Raw genomic sequence first — 18034 nt, 5'->3', positions numbered from 1 at the left:
TTCCGTCACGAGCCGTCAGCGGTGGACGGGCGCCAGGCGCGCCACGGCCGCCGAGGCGAACCGGTGTCCTTCGACCAGCCGGGCCAGCACCGCGTCGGTCGCGGCGTCGGGCCGGGTCTCCTCCGGATGAGCGGACCGCCACGCGTGGAGTCGCCTGGCCCCTTCCGGCCAGGTGACGACCGGCCGGAACGACGGGACGAACCGCCTGATCTTCGTGGTGTCGAACACGGCGGTGTGCTGGAGGTCGCCGACGATCAGGTCGGACCAGAACCAGTCCGGCGCGGCGAGCGGCAGGAATTCCGCGGGCAGGTGGAGGAGCCGGGCCGGTGTCGCGGCCGCCCGCCCGACGACCTCGTAGATCTCGTTCCAGGTCAGCGCCTCGTCGGAGGTGATGTGGAAGTCCTCGCCGAGCGCCTGCCAGGCGCCGATCAGGCCGACGAGGCCGACGGCGAAGTCGTCCGCGTGCGTCAGGGTCCACAGGCTGGTGCCGTCGCCGGGCACCACGATCTCGTCGCCGCGTACGACCCGGTCCCACGCCGTCCAGTCGCCGGGCAGCGGCGGGTGCGCGTCGTCGTAGGTGTGCGAGGGGCGCACGATCGTGACGGGGAAGTCGCGCTCCTCGTAGGCGCGGCGCAGGACGTCCTCGGCCGCGATCTTGTCTCGTGCGTACGCGAGGTAGGGGTTGCGCCGGGCGGTCGATTCCGTGAACGGCGCCCGCCGGACCGGCTTGTGGTAGACGGAGGCGCTGCTGATGTAGACGTACTGGGCGGTGCGGCCGTCCAGCAGGTCCACCGCCGCCGCGGCGTCCTCGGCCGTGTAGCCGAGGAAGTCGACGACGCAGTCGTACGTCCTCCCGGCCAGGGCCCGGCGCACCGCGTCGCGGTCCCGCACATCGGCGGTGAGCGTCGTGACCTCCTCGGGCAGGGGACGGCGCCGGGCGGTGTGGCCCCGGTTGAGCGCGTGGACGTCAAGGCCCCGGCGCACCGACTCGGCCACGCAGGCCGAGCTGATCGTTCCGGTGCCGCCGATGTAGAGGACCTTCACGCGGACTCCGAATCATGGGACGGCTACGGGCCGCGCCGCACCCGGTCCGGCGGGTGTCGGCTGACCCGAAAGCTTTCGGGCAATTTGTGAAAATTGTCGGTTTCGGCAGCAACCTAGGGCGTGGCGTCGTTTCACGTCAAGAGTGCCCGCCACTGGACACCTCGAGCGCCACGAGGTCGCGGATGCGCGTGGCGTACGCGCGTGGGTGGGTGGTGTTGCCGTTGTGCCCGCCGGGAAACTCCCGCGCCTCGACCCCGAGGAGCGCGGCGAGCTCCTGCGCGCACCGGTAGTCGAAGACGTGCCGGGGCGTGGTCCGGCCGAAGGCCGGGACGACGCGGACCGGGGTGTCCCCGAGGGCGGCGACGTCCAGCGTGTCGCGGGCGATCGCGGTGAAGTCGTTGCGGATGAAGAAGTCGAAGCCGGCCCGCCGCCGATCGTTCATCGGATGCGGGGTAAGTCCGGGCTCGGTGTCCTGGGCGACGGGGTCGATGCCCAGCGTTTCCGCGATCTTGACGAACGCCTCGGCGAGGCCGCGGTCACGGTAGAGGTGCTGCAGCTCCTCCAGTTCCCGCACGTGACGGACGCGTTCGGAGGCGGGCAGGAGACCGGGGGCGACCGGCTCGTGCGCGATCAGGGTGCCGAGCTGTTCCGGATGCTCGACGGCCAGATGCAGCCCGATGGCCGCGCCGAAGCTGCATCCGAGCATGTGCGCCGGCCGGAGACCTCCGTCGGGGAGATCGCGGCGCGTACGGGGTTGCCGCAGAGCGCGGTGTCGGGGGCCGTCGCGCGGCTGAAGGAGGCCGGGGCGGTCGTGACGGCCCCCGATCCGGCCGACCGCCGCCGGATCGTGATCAGGCAGGCGCCCGGGCGGTCCGCGCGTGTGGAGGCCGTGCGGGCGGCCGGTGTCGAGGGGCCCCTCGCGGCGGCTCTGGGCACCGACGACCCGGCGCAGGTCGCCGAGGTCGTCGATGCGCTCGAGTTCCTCGCCCGCCGCCTCGCGCCGGGATCGGCGCCCCGCCGTCCCTGACGCCGGGGAAGGCCGGACCGTAGGTGGGGCGTCAGGGGATGGGCAGGTCCCGGCGGCGGAAGGCGGCGAGGCCGGCGGCGGTCAGCACCGCGGCGATCGCCGACAGCGACGCCAGCGGCACGACGCCGAAGCGGTCCGCGGGCAGGCGGGGGACATGCGTGAACGGGGAGACGTCCAGCACCCACTGGTCCAGCCCGATCGCGGCCCCGACCATCCCGATCAGCAGGCAGAACACCGGTGCGCCCCAGCCGAGGGCGGTGAGTCGGGGGAGCAGGCCGTACAGCGCGACCGTGACCCCGGCGAGCACCCAGACGGCGGGAAGCTGGACCAGCGCGGCGGCCAGCAGCCGGGACGTCTGCCGGGCGGCCTCACCGGTGTTCAGCCCGTGGGCCAGCCCCATCGCGAGCCCGGCGGCGGCGAGGACGGCCGCCGGGCCGACCAGGGAGAAGGCGAGATGGCCGCCCAGCCAGCGCAGCCGCCCGACCGCGGTGCCCAGCACCGCCTCGGCCCGCCCGCTGGTCTCCTCGGCCCGCGCCCTGAGGGTGGCCTGCACGGCGTACGCGGAGGCGATCAGGCCGAACAGGTTCGTGGTGGCGGCGAGGTAGTCGTCGACGAGCCCGGCCGCGCCGCCGAGGCGGGCGAACACGTCGGCCATCTGCGGCGCGTCGCGCACGAGATCGGCGACGCTCGCCGCGAGGTAGCCGAGCACGACGCCCAGTACGGCGAACCCGGCGGCCCAACCGGCCAGCAGTCCCCGGTGCAGCCGCCAGGCCAGCGCCAGGGGCGAGCGCAGGGCGGGGCCCGCCGCCGGGCGGCCGAGCCGGGGCGGCAGCAGGCCGGCGCCGAGGTCGCGGCGCGTCGAGAGTGCGGCGGCCCCCAGGGCCAGCGCGACGGCCACCCCGGCGGTGAGGGCGACGGGCCACCAGGCGTCCTCACCGTACGGGCGGATCCACGTCACCCACTCCAGTGGGGACAGCCGACCGGCCCACGACGGCGTGCCGTCGTCCAGGGCGCCGACGTCGCCCACGATCCGCAGGACGTAGGCGGCGGCGAGGGCGCCGATCGCGATTGCGCGCGCGCTTCCCGCGCCGGCGGTCAGCTGCGCGGCCATCGCAGCGACCGCGGCGAACACCCAGCCGGTGACGGCGAGCTCGGCGCCGAATGCCCACGAGCCGGCGGCCGGCAGGCCCTGCCCGATCATCCCGAGGGCGAGGACGGCGCAGAGGACGAGGCCCGCGGCGAAGACCGAAACCAGCGCCGCCGCCAGGGGCGCGTGGCGGCCGACGACGGCCGAGCCGAGCAGTTCGCGGCGGCCGCTGTCCTCCTCGGCCCGGGTGTGCCGGATGACTGTGAGGATGCAGAACAGCCCCGCCATGACGGGGATGAACCCGCCCCGCCAGGCGACCAGCTCGCCGAGGCTGGAGCCGTGCAGGCGGCCGTACAGCGCGACGAAGCCGGCGTTGTGCGCGCTCAGGTCCGCGTACTGCTGCCGCGCCGCGGCGCTGGGGAACAACCCGTCGATGGAGGCCACGTACGAGATCGGGACGAGGCCGAGGACCAGCACCCACAGCGGGGTCAGGACACGGTCGCGACGCAGGATCAGCCGGACCAGCCCCCAGGTTCCGGTGAGCGCCGTCATCGGGTCGCCTCCGGTGCGTCCTGCGCAGCAGGCTGGGAGGAGTCGTGCGCAGCAGGCGTGGAAGAGTAGTGCCGCAGGAACAGCTCCTCGAGCGTGGGCGGACGGCTGACGAGGCTGCGCACGCCCGCCGCGGTGAGGTGGCGCAGCGCCGGGTCGAGCGCGGCGGCGTCGATGTCGAAACGCACCCGTCCGTCCCGTACGAGCAGGTCGTGCACGCCGGGCATCGCGGCCAGCCCGTCCGCGGGGCCGGCCAACTCGGCCTCGATCGTGGTGCGGGTCAGGTGGCGCAGCTCGGTGAGCGTGCCGGTCTCCACGGTGCGGCCGTCGCGGATGATCGTGACCCGGTCGCACAGCGCCTCGACCTCGGACAGGATGTGGCTGGACAGCAGCACCGTACGGTCGCCGCGGCGCTGCTCCTCCCGCACGGCCTCGCGGAACGCCTCCTCCATCAGTGGGTCGAGGCCCGAGGTCGGCTCATCGAGTAGCAGCAGTTCCACGTCGGAGGCGAGGGCCGCGACCAGCGCCACCTTCTGCCGGTTGCCCTTGGAGTAGGCGCGCCCCTTCTTGCGGGGGTCGAGGTCGAAGCGCTCAAGCAGCTCGGCGCGGCGCCGCTTGTTCAGCCCGCCCCGCATCCTGCCGAGCAGGTCGATCACCTCGCCCCCGGACAGGCCGGGCCACAGGACGACGTCCCCGGGCACGTACGCCAGGCGGCGGTGCAGTGCGGTCGCGTCGGCCCACGGGTCGCCGCCGAGCAGGCGGGCGACGCCGGCGTCCGCGCGCATCATGCCGAGCAGGATGCGGATGGTGGTGCTCTTGCCCGCGCCGTTGGGCCCGAGGAAGCCGTGGACCTCGCCGGTGCGCACGACGAGGTCGAGGCCGTCGAGGGCCTTGGTCGGTCCGAACGTCTTGACCAGCCCGGCCACGGAGATGGCGTCTGTCATGGGGAATTCTCCTCGGTTCTGCGGCCGGGGGGCCGCGCGCCCGCGAGCCGGTCGAGGCCTGCCCGGGCGCGGGCGGCGTCCTCCGGAGCCATGAGGGGATGCGAGTAGAGGTCGACCAGTGCCCGGGAGAGCAGCAGGTCCCCCTCGGGGCTGAACATGTCCACTCCCATGGCGCGGGAGATGTGCGGGGCGAGGACCGGGATGCCCAGTGCCATCGCCGTGAACACGGCCGCTCTGATCTTCGCCGGAACGTCCGGGGGATCGGGGCGGCCGGCGTCGGCGCCCGCGATCCACTCCTCGCAGATCCGCGTCATCTCGTCGAAGATCGACGCGGCCGATCCGTCGGCCAGGCTGCGCGCCAGATAGAGCTGGTAGGGAGCCATCGCCGCGCGGGCGGCGCCCACGTAGCTCACGTCGCTGAGCGTCGTGTCGGCCCGGACCTGGTCGTTCAGGCGCCGGATCATCTTCATGAGGTGCTCGTCGCAGGCCTCACGCAGCGCCTGCTTGGAGCCGAAGTGGTGGCGGACCAGCCCAGGGGACACGCCCGCGGTCCTCGCGATGCCCCGGATCGTCGCCTTCTCGAAGCCGTCGTCGCCGAAGTGCCGCAGTGCGGCGTCCCTGATCCGGGCGCGCGCCGTGAGGTCTTCGGGATCCGGTCCGGGAGGTGTCGCCACCGTCGTCCTTTCCACGCGTGCAGGATACTGTTCCTACGAACAGCAGGCTATACATGTGTATAGCCTTCGTCCAGCGTGGAACCGCGACTCCTACCGGTTCTCGGGCTCTACTCCGGCGAGGTCACCAGCCGGACGGCCAGGGCGGCGAAGACGGAGCCGCTGACGACGTTCAGGCCGCGCGCGAACCGGCGGCTGCGCCGCAGCAGCGCCGCGAGCCGTCCCGCGAGGGCGCCTACGGTCGCGTCGACGCCGAGGCCGAGCAGCACCAGGGTCAGCCCGAGGATCAGGAACTGGACGGCGACATGGCCCAGGGCCGGGTTCACGAACTGCGGCAGGAACGCGATGTTGAACAGGATCACCTTGGGGTTGAGCAGGTTCGTGACCATGCCCTGCCAGAAGGCACGAAGACGGCGCGGATCGGGTCCGGTCAGGGCCACCTCGTCCTCGGCGGCGGTGCTGCGGTCCCGGAACGCCTTCACCGCGAGATACACGAGATAGGCGGCGCCCGCCCACCGCAGCACGTGGTACAGCACCGGCAGGTGGGCGAACAGCGCGGACAGCCCGGACATCGCGGCCAGGGCGTGCACCAGGGCGCCGCAGGCCACGCCCGTGGCGGCGAGCACGCCGGTGGCCGGGCCGCCGCGTCCGCCCATGGCCACGATGAACATCATGTCGGGCCCCGGAGCGATGCACAGGGCCGCCGCCGCGACGACGAACGCCAGGTAGAGGGAAAGGTCGACCACGACGCCATCCTCACGGTTCCGGGCACCGGCGCGCCGCCGCGATTTACGTGCCGAGACGGCTCATAACGATGCGGGCCACGGGGAGGCGGTCACAGGGAGGCGGCGAGGCGGGCGGCGCGCATGGTGAGGTGGTCGCGCTCGGGGATGCTCGCCGTGAGGCCGGCCGCCGCTCGGTAGTCCGCGACGGCCGCCGTGAGGTCGCCGGCCATCTCCAGCAGGTGCGCGCGCGCCGCGTGCAGGCGGTGGTGCCCCGCAAGCGGCCCGTCCGCCAGCGGTTCGAGCAGGGCCAGCCCGGTGGCGGGGCCGTGCACCATGGCGGCGGCGACGGCGCGGTTGAGGGAGACCATCGGGTTGGGCGACATGCGCTCCAGCAGGCCGTACAACGCGAGGATCTGCGGCCAGTCGGTCTCCTCGGCCGTCGCCGCCTCGTCGTGCACCGCCGCGATCGCCGCCTGGATCTGGTACGGCCCGGCGGCGCCCCGGCGCAGGGCGGCCGTGAGCAGCGCGGTGCCCTCGGCGATCGCCTCGCGGTCCCACAGGCCGCGGTCCTGCTCCGCCAGCGGGACGGGGACGCCGCCCGGACCGGTCCTGGCGGGCCGCCGGGCGTCGGTCAGCAGCATCAGCGCGAGCAGTCCGGCCGCCTCGCCGTCGTCGTGCGGGAAACCTCGCAGCAGGCGGTGCAGCGTCCTGGCCAGCCGGATCGCCTCGCGGGACAGCTCGACGCGGTGCAGGCCGAGGCCGCCGCTGGCGGCATAGCCCTCGTTGAAGATGAGGTAGAGCACGTGCAGCACGGAGGCGAGCCGCGCGGAGCGCTCCTCCGGCTCCGGCATGCGGAACGGCACCTCCGACGCCCTGATGCGCTGCTTCGCCCGGCTGATCCGCTGCGCCATCGTCGCCTCGGGCACCATGAAGGCCTTGCCGATCTCGGCCGTGGTCAGCCCGCCGACGGCCCGCAGGGTCAGGGCGATGGCGGACGCCGGCGTCAGCGCGGGATGACAGCTCAGGAACAGCATGACGAGCGTGTCGTCCCCGTCCGCCTCGTGCACCCGGTCGGCCGCCGGGGAGGTCCAGTGGTCGGCGGGAGCCCGGGCGGCCACCAGTTCCTCCCGGCGGCGGCGCGCCTGCTCGCCCCGCACCTGCTCGATCATCCGCCGGTACGCGACCTGGATGAGCCAGCCCTTCGGGTTGTCCGGCACGCCCTCCGCCGGCCACTGGGCGAGGGCGTCGAGCAGCGCCTCCTGGACCGCGTCCTCGGCCGCGCCGAAGTCGCCGAACCTGCGGGTGAGCACGCCGACGACCTGCGGCGCCAGCGGGCGCAGCAGGTCGTCGACGTGTGGGTGCGAAGCGTTCACAGCTCCTGCGCCGGGGCCGCCATCACCTGCCGCACCTCGATCGGCATGTTGAGCGGCTCGCCGTTCAGGCCGGGCGCCGCCGAGATGTGGGCCGCCAGCGCGTACGCACGCTCCGGCCCCTCGCAGTCGACGATCCAGTAGCCGACCAGGAACTCCTTGGTCTCCGGGAACGGGCCATCGGTGACGACGGGGACGCCGCCCTCGCCGGCCCGCACGATCCGCGCCTGGTCGGGCATCGCCAGCCCCTGGGCGTCCACGAACTCGCCGGCCTCGACGAGCCCGCGGTTCACGTCGTGCATGAACTCGATGTGCGCCTTGATGTCCTCCGGCGACCAGGCGTCCATCGGGGCGATGCCGCTCTGCGGGCCGAACTGCATCAGCAGCATGTACTTCATGTCTTGCTCCTCCTGTCGCCCGCCCTTCGTGGGCGCGCTCACCCCTGGGTAGAAGCCGGCTCCCCGCTTCTCGACATCCTGCCGGAGAATTCTCAAAAATTTCTCGCAGCCCGTCTGAGAGGGGCACGGCTCAGAGGGACACCGCCACCTCGGCGTCCCCGGGCTCGTCCAGGGTGAACGTGACCGTCCGGCCGCCGGCCGTGATCTCGTACTCGCCGAGGAAGCCGTCGAAGCGGACGCGGCCGTCCGCGTCGGTGACCATCGTCGTCGGAGGCAGCCACCACTCGCCCTTGATGAGCGAGCGCAGCGCGTCGTACGACGGCTTGGGGGTGCCGTCGGCGCGGACGAAGCCGCCCGGCGCGCCGAGCCAGCCGCCGTCCGACAGGCCCCAGTAGGTCATGGCCTCCACGGCCGGGTGGGACAGCAGGGTCTTGTAGTGGCGCACGACCTCGTCGGCCTGGCGGGCCTCGCCCTCGGGCGTGGTCGGCCACTCGGGGATCTGGTAGTCGTTCAGGTCGACGATCTCCTCCGGCATGATGTGGCCGGAGACGATCGTCGTCTCGGTGAAGTGGATGGGCAGGCCGTACCGCGCGAAGCGGTCGATCGTGGCGAGCGTCTTCTCCTCGCCCCAGTAGCCCTGGTGCATGTGGCTCTGCAGGCCGAGTACGTCGATCTTTATGCCCGCCTCGAGCACGCCCTCGATCAGGCATTCGTACGCCGCGGACATGTCGAAGTCGTTGAGCAGCAGCGTCGCGTGGGGGTTGGCCTCGCGGGCCGCGTCGAAGACCATCCGGACCATCGGGATCCGGCCCATCTCCCGGCAGATCCGGGTGATGCCGTTGTCGTACTTGTCGAATATCGGCATGATCACGACCTCGTTGATGACGTCCCACATGTCGATGACGCCGGCGAAGTCGGTCATGTCGCGCCGGATCCGCTCCACCTGGGCCTTGGCGATCTCGGCGTTCGACAGGTCCATCAGCCAATCGGCGGTCTCGGTGTGCCAGGCGAGCGGGTGTCCCTTGACGACGCAGCCCCGGTCGGCGAACCACCGCGCCGTGGTGAGCAGCCGTTCGGTGTCCGGCCGGCCCCGGACCGGCTCGAACTGGCCCCAGTAGAAGGGCAGCGTGGCGAAGTTGAACAGGTCGAACCACAGGTCGGCGACCTGCTGGGACCCGGCAGCCGGGGCCTCGCCGAGCGACCGCCGCCCGCCGGGGTCCGTCGCGGTCTCGCCGTTGGCCAGCGGGATGAAGTCGAACCCGATGCAGCCGAACAGGAACTTGTGCCGGCGCTGCGCGACGACCACCTCCTGACCGGCGAGGGGCGTGCCGTTCGCGGTCACGGTGAGCGTGGCGCCGGCGGTGCGGTGCTTCCTGATCAGCGGGTCGGGGTCGACGGCACCGGAGCAGGAAGCAGGGTGGGACGACATCGAGCGGCCTCCAGGGATGCGCAAAGCGGAGAAGTCCCCTCCGGGAGCCTCCTCGCCCCGGCCGGAGAGGTCGGTGATCCCGAGCACGTTAACGCTCTTGACGCTCGAACGGGCACAGACCTCTCCATCGGTGCGATCAGCGGCCGAAGTGGCGCGTTCAGCGGATCACGTGGGTGAAGCGGGCGGCGGGCTCGCCGTGCAGCCGTCCCTCGGGCAGCCGGCGGCCGCACAGGACCAGCACCAGGTCCTGCGCGGCGCCGGACAAGGGGGTGCCGGTCCCGAGCGACCAGTCGACGTCGTCGGCGCGCAGTTCGACGCCGTCCAGGTCGACGCCGAAATACTTGCGGCTCCGCGGGGACAGCGCGTTGTCGAGCAGGACGCGCAGCCGGTCACCGGGAATCCGCCGGTCGATCCCGAGCGCCACGGTGATGTCCATGCCGTGGATCACGTCGTGCGACAGCGCGCCCGCGTAGCCGCCGCCCGGCGGCCGCCAGGGGTGCTCGGCGTTGTCCCGCAGGCACGCGGTCAGCTCTCGCGGGCCGAGCGCCGCCGCGTCCCTGCGGGCGAGCCGGTCGGCGAGCCGGTCGAAGTTGCCCCGGGCCCTGACGAGGCCGGCCAGCACGCTCAGCCCCGAGTGCCGGTAGGGCATCGTCATGTGGGCCACCACCTCCCGCACCCGCCACCCCGCGCACAGCGAGGGCGCCTCCCACGACTGCGGCGGCAGCTCACTCAGCAGGTCCGCCAGTTCGCGGCGTTCCGCCGCGATCTGCTTCCGAATGTCGGTGTCCATTCGTCGCCTTTCCGGTGTGTCCGTCCGTACGCCCTTCCGACGAACGGGCGCGTCCCGGATGGACACCCTCCGCGCGCGTACGCACAGTGCGTGCCGCGCATATCGTGCGTGGCACGCGAGGACCGAATAGGGGGAACAGCGGGAGATGAACGGCAAGGGGATCAACTTCGACACCGGCTTCGCGGACGCGGCCGCCCGCGCCGCCGGGCGCAGCACCCGGGAACCCTTCGACCTCGACGTGGTCGAACGGGAGATGCGCGTCATCCGTGAGGACCTGCACTGCACCGCCGTACGGATCACGGGCGGCGACCCCGGACGGCTCAAGGCCGCCGCCACCCGCGCCGCCGCGGCCGGGCTGGACGTCTGGCTGTGCCCGTTCACCTGCGACATCACCACCGACGAGTTGCTCGCCGTGATCGCCGGCTGCGCCGAGCACGGCGAGCGGCTGCGCCGCGAGGGTGCGGAGGTCGTGCTGGTCACCGGCTCGGAGGTGAGCCTGTTCACCGACGGGTTCCTGCCCGGCGCGACGTTCGGGGACCGGATCCCCCTGCTGGCCCGGCCGGAGAGCCTGCGGGAGGTGCTGCCCCTGGTGCCCGGCCGCGTCAACGCCTTCCTCCGCGAGGCGGTCGCGGTCGCCCGCGAGCGGTTCGGCGGCCGGATCGGCTACTGCTCGATCCCGTTCGAACAGGTGGACTGGACGCCCTTCGACGTCATCGCCACCGACGCCGGCTACCGGTCGGCCGCCACGGCGGCCCACTACCGGGACGACATCCGCGCCTTCGTCGCGCAGGGGAGGGCACTGGGCAAGCCGGTGGCGGTCACCGAGTTCGGGTGCGTCACCCACCGGGGCGCCGCCGACCTGGGAGAGCGCGGCGACCTCGCCCTGCCAGTTGCGGCGTGGTGAAGGTGCTGGAGGGCCGTTCGGGCACGGCCTATCCTGGCCTGCCCTGGGAACCGAAGCCCGCGTTCACCGTCCTGGCGGACTGCTACCGGGCCTGACGGCGAAGCGTCAGCCGAGGGCGGCGAGGCGGCGGGCGAGGTAGCGGCGCTCGGCGTCGGTGGTGGCCAGGCCGGCCGCCTCCCGGTAGGCGTCGGCGGCCTCGGCCGTACGGCCCAGGCGGCGCAGCAGGTCGGCGCGGGCGGCGGGCAGCAGGTGGTAACCGGCCAGGGCGCCCGTCTCCCGCAGGCCGTCGATCAGCGCCAGGCCCGCGGCCGGGCCGTACGCCATGCCGACCGCCACCGCGCGGTTCAACTCCACAACGGGCGACGGGACCAGCCGCGCGAGCCGCGCGTACAGCACGGCGATCTGCGGCCAGTCGGTGTCCTCGGGGCGGGCCGCGGTGGCGTGACAGGCGGCGATGGCGGCCTGCACCTGGTAGGGACCGGGCCGCCCCCGCCGCAGCGCGCCGTCCAGCAGGGCCACGCCCTCGGCGATCCGGCCGGCGTCCCACCGGCCGCGGTCCTGGTCCTCCAGCACCACCAGGTCGCCGGCGTCGTCGAGGCGGGCGGCGCGGCGCGCGTGGTGCAGCAGCATCAGCGCGAGCAGGCCCGCCGCCTCGGGCTCGTCCGGCATCAGCCGCACCAGCACCCGGGCCAGGCGGATCGCCTCGGCCGCGAGGTCGTGCCGTACGAGGTCGGCGCCGGCCGTCGCCGAGTAGCCCTCGTTGAACAGCAGATACAGCACCGCGAGCACCGCCGGGAGGCGCTCGGGCAGCAGGTGGGCGGGCGGCACGCGGTAGGGGATGCCCGCGTGCCTGATCTTCTGCTTGGCCCGGGCCAGCCGCTTGGCCATCGCCTGCTCGCCGACCAGGAACGCCCGCGCGATCTCGGTCGTGCCGAGCCCGGCGAGGGTGCGCAGGGTGAGCGCCACCCTGGCCTCCAGCGCGAGCGCCGGATGGCAGCAGGTGAAGATCAGCCGCAACCTATCGTCCGGCACGTCCGGCTCGTCGCCGGCGCCGTCGTCAACCGTCTCGAGCACGCCCGCCACCTCCCGTAGTTTGGCGCGCCGGTGGCCTCACGGCGCAGCACGTCCACGGCCCGGTTGCGCGCGGCGTGGTCAGCCACGCCCCGGGCCGGCGCGGCACGCCGTCGCGCCGCCAGGTCCGCAGGGCCAGGGCGAAGGCGTCCTGCGCGCACTCCTCGGCCAGGTCCCAGTCGCCGGTCCAGCGGATGAGGGTGGCCACGACCTGCCCCCACTCCTCGCGGAAGGCCCGGTCGACGGCGGCCTCGACCGGCGGCGTCACAGCTCTATGAGCGGCCGGATCTCGATCGTGCCGTACGCCGCGGCGGGATGGGCGGCGGCGATCTCGATGGCCTCGTCCAGGTCGGCGCACTCGATCAGGCAGAACCCGCCGAGTTGCTCCTTGGTCTCGGCGAACGGCCCGTCCGACAGCAGCACCTCGCCCTCGCGCACCCGCAGCGTGGTGGCGTCGCTCGGCGGGCGCAGCCCGGCGCCTCCCCGGAGCACGCCGCGTTCCGCCATCTCCTCCGACCATCCGTCGCACCCGTCGTTGGCGTGCTCCGCCGCCGACTCGTCGCCGCAGATCAGCAACACGTACTTCATGCGTCCTCCTCGGACCGGTATCCCATCATGTCTGTACGACGAACGGGGACGGCCGGAATGGACACCCCTGTACGGGAACCGGGCGGCGGGGACGGGTCGTTGGCAGCGGTGAACGACCCGCGACCAAGGGAGTGATCGGTGTTCCGGAAGCTGATGGCCGCGCTCGGGGCCGGCGTCGAGGTCGACACGGTGCTGCGCGACCCGCACGTGCGTCCGGGGGAGACCCTGCACGGCGAGGTCCGCTTCAGGGGCGGGTCGTCCGACCACAAGGTGGACGGGATCACCGTCGACTTCACCGCCGTCGTGGAGGTCGAGCACGGCGACCAGGAACACCACGCGACCTACAGCTTCCTGCGGGCCCCGGTGTCCGGGCCGTTCGACCTGCGCGCCGGGGAGGCCCGCGCGCTGCCCTTCGCGATCCCGGTGCCGTGGGAGACGCCGGTCAGCGCGGTCGGCGGGCGCCCGCTGCCGGGCATGCGGCTCGGCGTGGCCACCGAGCTGGCGCTCGCGGGCGCGCTCGACAAGGGCGACCTCGACCCGCTGTACGTCAACCCACTGCCCGCGCAGGACCATCTGCTGGGGGCGCTCGTCCGCATGGGCTTCCACTTCAAGCGGGCCGACCTGGAGCGCGGCACGCTCCGGGGCTCGACCATGCCGTTCTACCAGGAGATCGAGTATCACGCCGGTCCGGAGTGGCGGCGCCACTTCAGCGAGCTGGAGCTGACGTTCATCGCGGGACCGCACTCGATGGACGTGATCCTGGAGGCCGACAAGCGAGGCGGCTTCCTCACCTCCAGCCACGACGTCTACAACCGCTTCCGGGTCGGGTACGGTGACCACCCCGGCACGGTGGAACAGGCGCTGCGCGACGGCCTCGCCGCGATGGCACGGCACCGCGGCTGGTTCTGACCTCGATCAGGAGAGTGGACATCAAGGGGTTCGGCTCCCGCATGATGTCCGGGCTCAAGGTCGTGGACGACCACACGTTCACGATCGAGCTGAAGCGGCCGTTCGGGCCGTTCACCCAGAAACTGGGCCACGTCGCCTTCTCGCCGCTGCCCGACTCCGTTCTCAAGAACCCCGCGTCGTTCCGGCGCGAGCCGGTCGGCAACGGGCCGTTCCGGGTGGTCACGTGGGCGCCCGGCACCGAGACGGAGCTGGAGCGGTACGACGGCTACGCGGGCCGGGCGAAGGCACGGGTGGGCAAGATCACCTATCGGGCGTACTCGAGCGACGAGGCCGCCTACGCGTTACCTCTCCCAGGTGCCGGCCGTCGCGGCGCTGCATGTCGCCGAGGACCTCGACGGCCGGGTGATCAAGCCCGTGGTCGGCACCGTCCAGGAGATCGGCATCCCGCTCCGGCTGGGCACGAACGCCGACCTCCGCAAGGCGGTCTCGATGGCGATCGACCGTAAAACGATCACCCGCGAGGTCTTCCGCGGTAGTCGTGTCCCGGCCGACTCGTTCGTCCCGCCGACCGCCGAGGGCGCGAAGTCCGGCGCCTGCGGCGCGTTCTGCCGCTACGACCCCGCCCTCGCGCGCAAGTACCTCGCCCGGGCGAAGGCGAAGGGTTTGCGAACACCGGCGAGCATCCCGCTCTACTACAACGCCGACGGCGTCGGGTACGAGGAGTGGGTCAAGGCGATCGCCGCGAGCGTCGGCACGGTCTTCAAGGGCGAGGTGACGGTCGTCCCCAAGACGGTGAAGACGTTCGACGAGTTCCAGCGGGCGACCTACAGGGGCACCCTCAAGGGGATGTTCCGGATGGGCTGGCAGCTCGACTTTCCCCACATCCAGAACGCGCTCGGCACATTCGCCTCCGGCGACGGGTTCAACTTCGGGCTGTACCGCAACCCACGGTTCGACGCGCTGCTGCGCGCGGCCGACCGGGAGGTGTCGCGGGCCAAGGCGATCGGGCTCTACCGCGGGGCCGAGGCGATGCTGGTCCGGGACATGCCGGCGATCCCGCTGTGGTTCTACCGGGACACGTCCGGGTATTCGCGCAGGATCGCGGCGCCCAGGCTGACGCCGTTCGGCTGGCTCGACCCGGTCTCGCTGCGGCCCGCCTGACCCTTCCATCGTTCACCGTACGCGGTGATCTAGTGCCGCATCAGAGAACCTTTGCCCCGTAGTGACGTGACGCGCCGTTCGGATGCTGATCCTCACGACTGCGTCACCGGCCGCATCGATCCCCACTTCGTTCGCCGCTCATCAGGGCAGGCGGGCGTGTTCGGCTCGGGTGGCAGCGATCCGCTCACGCGCGAGCGTACGGGCCCGTTTGGTGTCGCCGGTGAGTCGGGCGAGGATCGTCGCGAGCGGCCTGATCTGGCCCCAGCCGCCCCAGTGACCCTCGGGGATCTCGGTGGGGAATACCCAGATCCGGCTGGCGTCACGCGGCCAGGCGCCGTTCTCCGCGTCGAGGATTGCCTCGGTGACCTCGGCGATGACGCTCGCACGCTTCTGCTCGTCGAGCTGGCCCTCGGGGACGGACGGGACGACCTTGTAGCGAGGTGCGTCCGCGGGTTCTCCGCCGACGTAGATGCCGGCCGGTCGGTGCAGCCAGAGCCAGGAGACGGAACGGCTCACCGGGTCGGCGGGGTCGAATCCCTCGTTGCGGACGAGGATCTCGGTGATGCGGTTCAGCAGGGCCGCCTCGGCGTCCGGCTGGAGCGCGCCGTCGGGAATGTACACGTCGAGCATGGGCATGGTCGATCTCCTTTATGAGTTTAGTTTTTCAACTCAGGCCGGAGTCTACGAGGGCTAAGTACAGCTTGTAAACCCAGATGGGTACACTCGTCCCATGGAGACGCGGCGAATCGACCCAGTGAACTGCTCGGTGGCGCGCGCCCTCTCGGTGGTGGGGGAGCGCTGGTCGCTGCTGATCGTTCGTGAAGCGCTGGACGGCGCGCGCCGGTTCGGAGAGTTCCACTCCCGCCTCGGGATCGCCAGAAATCTCCTGGCGACTCGGCTCGAGACCTTGGTGACCGCGGGAGTGATGCGCCGCGTGCCCTATCAGGATCCCGGGGATCGGCAGCGCTTCGCCTACGAGCTCACCGAGCAGGGCCGGGCGTTGCGGCCCACGCTCGTGGCGCTCCTGGAATGGGGCGACACGTACCTCGCCGATCCGCAGGGCCCGTCGGTCATCGTCCGGCACGGCCCGTCGACGATGCGAGCTCCTGCGACGAGCCGGTCAAGGTCGTCCTCGAGTGCGCTGCGGGGCACAGCCACCTCGCCCCGGAAGACGTCTGCCGCACGCCCGGGCCGGGCGCGCGCTTCGTGGAAAGCTCCTGAGATCCCAGGATCGTACTGAGCAGCTCATATCGCGAGAAGCATGATCCAAGCAGTGGGGCCGACGCCTGGGCCATGGGGCAAACGTTGGATGCTGCGGCACTAGCCTGGCGGGCATGGACGAGATCTGGCGGCTGGTCGAGTGCTGCCACGCACCGGTCTACTTCGCGCCCGAGGCGAAGGAGGCGTACGCCGCCGCGGGACTCAGGGGCTTCTGGATGGGGTATTTCGCGTCCAGGTCCGCCGCGCTCGGCCCGGTCTCCCCGCAGGTCGTGACCGCCGCGTTCTACAACTTCGCCCCGTCGATGGTCGCCCGTGCGATCCCCGACGCCTGGCGGTTCTGCCCGCCGGAGGAGGTGCTGGCGGCGCGCCTGGAGGTGGCCGGCCGGTGCCTGCGCCGCCTGCTCGGCGATCTCGCCGATCACCCGGACGTACGGGAGGCGGCGGGCCTGGCCGGGGCCGCGGTGGAGGCGTGCCCCCGCGGCCGGGCGGGTGCTGTTCGCGGCGCACGCCGCCCTGCCGCCGCCCGGCGAGCCGCTCGCGGCGCTGTGGCACGCGCTCACCGCGTTGCGCGAGTTCCGCGGCGACGGGCACGTGGCGGCCCTGGTCACCGCGGGGGTGGACGGCTGCGAGGCCAACGTCGTCGCCTCGGCGCTCGGGCTCGTGCCGCCTGAGCAGCGGGCCTACCGAGGGTGGACCGAGGAGGAGTGGCGGGCCGCGGCCGACCGGCTGCGTGAGCGCGGCGGCCTCGACCGCGAGGGAGCCGTGACCGAGAAGGGCCTGCGTGAGCGCGACGCCGTCGAGGCCGCCACCGAACGGCTTGCGCGGGCGCCGATGGACGCTTTGGGCGAGGCAGGGGTGGCCCGGCTCGCGCACCTCCTGCGCCCGCTCGTCACCCGGATCATCGACGGGGGAGGGGTGCCCTTCCCCAACGCGATGGCCATGCCGCGCCCCTGAACGCCGGGCGTCTCGTGCTCCGGTCAGCCGGCGCGGTGCCGGGCGAGGGCGGCCGAGGAGCGGTCGGGCGAGGAGCGGTCGGCCGGGGGACGGTCGTGCCGGTGGCCGTCGAGGACGGCGTGATGGTCCACGCCGTCGTGGGGCAGCGGGTCGGCGTGCACGATGGCGGCCGTCAGCCGGGGGATGGCGTGGATCAGATTGTGCTCGGCCTCGGCCGCGACCCGATGCGCCTCCACCACCGTGGCGGCCGGGTCGACGACGACCTCGCACTCGGCCCTGAGCCGGTGGCCGATCCAGCGCAGCCGCACCTGGCCCAGGCCGAGCACGCCGGGCGTGCCCCGCAGGGTCGCCTCGGCGCGGTCCACGAGAGCGGGGTCGACGGCGTCCATCAGCCGCCGGTACACCTCCCGCGCCGCCTGCCGCAGCACCATCAGGATCGCGACCGTGATGAGCAGGCCGACGACGGGGTCGGCCCAGGTCCAGCCGAGGGCCGCCCCTCCGGCTCCGGCCAGCACGGCCAGTGAGGTGAAGCCGTCGGTGCGGGCGTGCAGCCCGTCGGCGACGAGGGCCGCCGAGCCGATCTCCCGCCCGACGCGGATGCGGTGGCGGGCGACCAGCTCGTTCCCGGCGAAGCCCACGAGCGCCGCCGCCGCGACGGCCCCCAGGTGGGAGACCTCCCGAGGCTCCAGGAGCCGCCCGATCGCGGCGTACGCCGCGGCGATCGAGGAGGCGGCGATCGTCATGACGATGACCACGCCGGCCAGGTCCTCGGCCCGTCCGTAGCCGTAGGTGTAGCGGCGGGTGGGCGGGCGGCGGCCCAGCAGGAACGCGAGCCCGAGCGGCACGGCGGTCAGCGCGTCGGCCGCGTTGTGCAGGGTGTCGCCCAGCAGCGCCACCGACCCCGACAGGGCCACCACCGCCGCCTGGATCAGCGTGGTCGCGCCGAGACCGGCCAGCGACACCCACAGCGCGCGCATCCCCCGGGCGGACGACTCCATCACCGGGTCGACCTTGTCGGCGGGCTCGTGCGAGTGCGGGCGCAGCAGATGCGCCACCCGCGCGCGGAGCGTCACCGCGCCGCGCCCATGCCCGTGCCCGTGGCTGTGCCCATGCCCGTGCCCATGCCCGTGCCCGTGTTCGTGCCCGGGGGCGGCCTGTCGCTGCCTCATGGCACCCACGATGCCGCGGAAAA

The 18034-nt window shown here is 72.9% G+C and carries 21 protein-coding genes and 2 pseudogenes; 8 read left to right on the top strand and 15 right to left on the bottom strand.

Annotation, left to right across the window (positions count from 1 at the left end; translation table 11 throughout):
• Positions 1-15 precede the first annotated feature (15 nt).
• Both B1L11_RS06040 and B1L11_RS06035 read right to left on the bottom strand, forming a co-directional pair.
• Positions 16-1044 carry an NAD-dependent epimerase/dehydratase family protein gene (locus tag B1L11_RS06040; protein WP_079313557.1) on the bottom strand — a complete coding sequence of 343 codons (1029 nt, stop codon included), beginning with the start codon at positions 1042-1044 and terminating at the stop codon, positions 16-18.
• Between the two features lie 136 nt (positions 1045-1180).
• On the bottom strand, positions 1181-1750 hold the full coding sequence (locus B1L11_RS06035; protein ID WP_079313556.1) for an alpha/beta fold hydrolase: 570 nt from the start codon (positions 1748-1750) through the stop codon (positions 1181-1183).
• Here B1L11_RS06035 and B1L11_RS06030 point away from each other — a divergent pair, their 5' ends adjacent.
• Positions 1751-2071, top strand: coding sequence for a MarR family transcriptional regulator (locus tag B1L11_RS06030; RefSeq protein ID WP_256862270.1), 321 nt, complete (start codon positions 1751-1753; stop codon positions 2069-2071).
• Positions 2072-2102: 31 nt separating this feature from the next.
• Here the strand turns inward: B1L11_RS06030 and B1L11_RS46505 are convergent, their stop codons facing one another.
• The 8 genes from B1L11_RS46505 to B1L11_RS05990 all read right to left on the bottom strand — a co-directional run bounded on the left by B1L11_RS46505 (position 2103) and on the right by B1L11_RS05990 (position 10034).
• The gene (locus B1L11_RS46505; protein WP_079313555.1) at positions 2103-3710 is read right to left on the bottom strand and encodes an ABC transporter permease; all 1608 of its coding nucleotides are present in this window, start codon (positions 3708-3710) and stop codon (positions 2103-2105) included.
• On the bottom strand, positions 3707-4651 hold the full coding sequence (locus tag B1L11_RS06020) for an ABC transporter ATP-binding protein (protein WP_079313554.1): 945 nt from the start codon (positions 4649-4651) through the stop codon (positions 3707-3709). Before B1L11_RS06020 ends, B1L11_RS46505 begins: the two co-directional genes overlap by 4 nt.
• Positions 4648-5340, bottom strand: a complete 693-nt coding sequence (locus tag B1L11_RS06015) for a TetR/AcrR family transcriptional regulator (RefSeq protein ID WP_256862269.1) — start codon at positions 5338-5340, stop codon at positions 4648-4650. Before B1L11_RS06015 ends, B1L11_RS06020 begins: the two co-directional genes overlap by 4 nt.
• Positions 5341-5432: 92 nt before the next feature.
• Positions 5433-6068, bottom strand: coding sequence for a LysE family translocator (locus tag B1L11_RS06010; protein ID WP_079313553.1), 636 nt, complete (start codon positions 6066-6068; stop codon positions 5433-5435).
• Between the two features lie 89 nt (positions 6069-6157).
• Entirely contained in the window at positions 6158-7420 is a 1263-nt protein-coding gene (locus B1L11_RS06005) for an RNA polymerase sigma factor (RefSeq protein ID WP_079313552.1), read from the bottom strand.
• On the bottom strand, positions 7417-7815 hold the full coding sequence (locus B1L11_RS06000) for a YciI family protein (protein ID WP_079313551.1): 399 nt from the start codon (positions 7813-7815) through the stop codon (positions 7417-7419). The genes B1L11_RS06005 and B1L11_RS06000 overlap by 4 nt, the downstream gene beginning before the upstream one ends.
• A gap of 130 nt (positions 7816-7945) precedes the next feature.
• Entirely contained in the window at positions 7946-9331 is a 1386-nt protein-coding gene (locus tag B1L11_RS05995) for an endo-1,4-beta-xylanase (RefSeq protein ID WP_218670928.1), read from the bottom strand.
• Positions 9332-9401: 70 nt separating this feature from the next.
• Positions 9402-10034 (bottom strand): maleylpyruvate isomerase family mycothiol-dependent enzyme, encoded by a 633-nt coding sequence (locus B1L11_RS05990; RefSeq protein ID WP_079313550.1) that lies wholly within the window; start codon positions 10032-10034, stop codon positions 9402-9404.
• Between the two features lie 145 nt (positions 10035-10179).
• On the opposite strand from B1L11_RS05990, the gene B1L11_RS05985 reads away from it, so the two are divergent.
• On the top strand, positions 10180-10938 hold the full coding sequence (locus B1L11_RS05985) for a hypothetical protein (RefSeq protein WP_256862268.1): 759 nt from the start codon (positions 10180-10182) through the stop codon (positions 10936-10938).
• Positions 10939-11043: 105 nt separating this feature from the next.
• Here B1L11_RS05985 and B1L11_RS05980 read toward each other — a convergent pair whose 3' ends face one another.
• The 3 genes from B1L11_RS05980 to B1L11_RS05975 are packed head-to-tail and all read right to left on the bottom strand — an operon-like array spanning position 11044 to position 12597.
• A complete protein-coding gene (locus B1L11_RS05980) occupies positions 11044-12012 on the bottom strand; it encodes an RNA polymerase sigma factor (protein ID WP_256862267.1) in 969 nt (322 codons plus the stop codon).
• Positions 11996-12277, bottom strand: coding sequence for a sigma factor (locus B1L11_RS49880; RefSeq protein ID WP_256862266.1), 282 nt, complete (start codon positions 12275-12277; stop codon positions 11996-11998). The genes B1L11_RS05980 and B1L11_RS49880 overlap by 17 nt, the downstream gene beginning before the upstream one ends.
• Positions 12274-12597, bottom strand: a complete 324-nt coding sequence (locus tag B1L11_RS05975; RefSeq protein WP_079313549.1) for a YciI family protein — start codon at positions 12595-12597, stop codon at positions 12274-12276. The genes B1L11_RS49880 and B1L11_RS05975 overlap by 4 nt, the downstream gene beginning before the upstream one ends.
• A 138-nt stretch (positions 12598-12735) precedes the next feature.
• On the opposite strand from B1L11_RS05975, the gene B1L11_RS05970 reads away from it, so the two are divergent.
• The 3 genes and pseudogenes from B1L11_RS05970 (at position 12736) to B1L11_RS05960 (ending at position 14667) form a co-directional block, all read left to right on the top strand.
• Positions 12736-13506 carry a sporulation protein gene (locus B1L11_RS05970; protein WP_239108220.1) on the top strand — a complete coding sequence of 257 codons (771 nt, stop codon included), beginning with the start codon at positions 12736-12738 and terminating at the stop codon, positions 13504-13506.
• A 41-nt stretch (positions 13507-13547) separates the two neighbouring features.
• Positions 13548-13838, top strand: a pseudogene (locus B1L11_RS54565) (ABC transporter substrate-binding protein); the annotation flags it as partial.
• Positions 13839-13860: 22 nt separating this feature from the next.
• The gene (locus B1L11_RS05960) at positions 13861-14667 is read left to right on the top strand and encodes an ABC transporter substrate-binding protein (RefSeq protein WP_179154996.1); all 807 of its coding nucleotides are present in this window, start codon (positions 13861-13863) and stop codon (positions 14665-14667) included.
• A gap of 141 nt (positions 14668-14808) precedes the next feature.
• Here the strand turns inward: B1L11_RS05960 and B1L11_RS05955 are convergent, their stop codons facing one another.
• Positions 14809-15303 (bottom strand): tautomerase family protein, encoded by a 495-nt coding sequence (locus tag B1L11_RS05955; RefSeq protein ID WP_079313546.1) that lies wholly within the window; start codon positions 15301-15303, stop codon positions 14809-14811.
• Positions 15304-15397: 94 nt separating this feature from the next.
• On the opposite strand from B1L11_RS05955, the gene B1L11_RS05950 reads away from it, so the two are divergent.
• The 3 genes and pseudogenes from B1L11_RS05950 to B1L11_RS47935 all read left to right on the top strand — a co-directional run bounded on the left by B1L11_RS05950 (position 15398) and on the right by B1L11_RS47935 (position 16842).
• Complete coding sequence (locus B1L11_RS05950; protein WP_218670927.1) at positions 15398-15907, top strand: helix-turn-helix domain-containing protein; 510 nt, start codon at positions 15398-15400, stop codon at positions 15905-15907.
• Positions 15908-16001: 94 nt separating this feature from the next.
• Positions 16002-16343, top strand: a pseudogene (locus B1L11_RS54560) (hypothetical protein); the annotation flags it as partial.
• Positions 16344-16377: 34 nt separating this feature from the next.
• Entirely contained in the window at positions 16378-16842 is a 465-nt protein-coding gene (locus tag B1L11_RS47935; protein ID WP_218670926.1) for a hypothetical protein, read from the top strand.
• A gap of 23 nt (positions 16843-16865) precedes the next feature.
• On the opposite strand, the gene B1L11_RS05940 is transcribed toward B1L11_RS47935, so the two are convergent.
• Positions 16866-18011, bottom strand: a complete 1146-nt coding sequence (locus B1L11_RS05940) for a cation diffusion facilitator family transporter (protein ID WP_079313612.1) — start codon at positions 18009-18011, stop codon at positions 16866-16868.
• Between the last annotated feature and the right edge of the window lie 23 nt (positions 18012-18034).

The organism is Microbispora sp. GKU 823, assembly GCF_002027145.1.
Lineage (GTDB): Bacteria > Actinomycetota > Actinomycetes > Streptosporangiales > Streptosporangiaceae > Microbispora > Microbispora siamensis.
The sequence above is the reverse complement of the archived record's forward strand: the minus strand, read 5'-3'. Positions and strand labels throughout refer to the sequence as shown.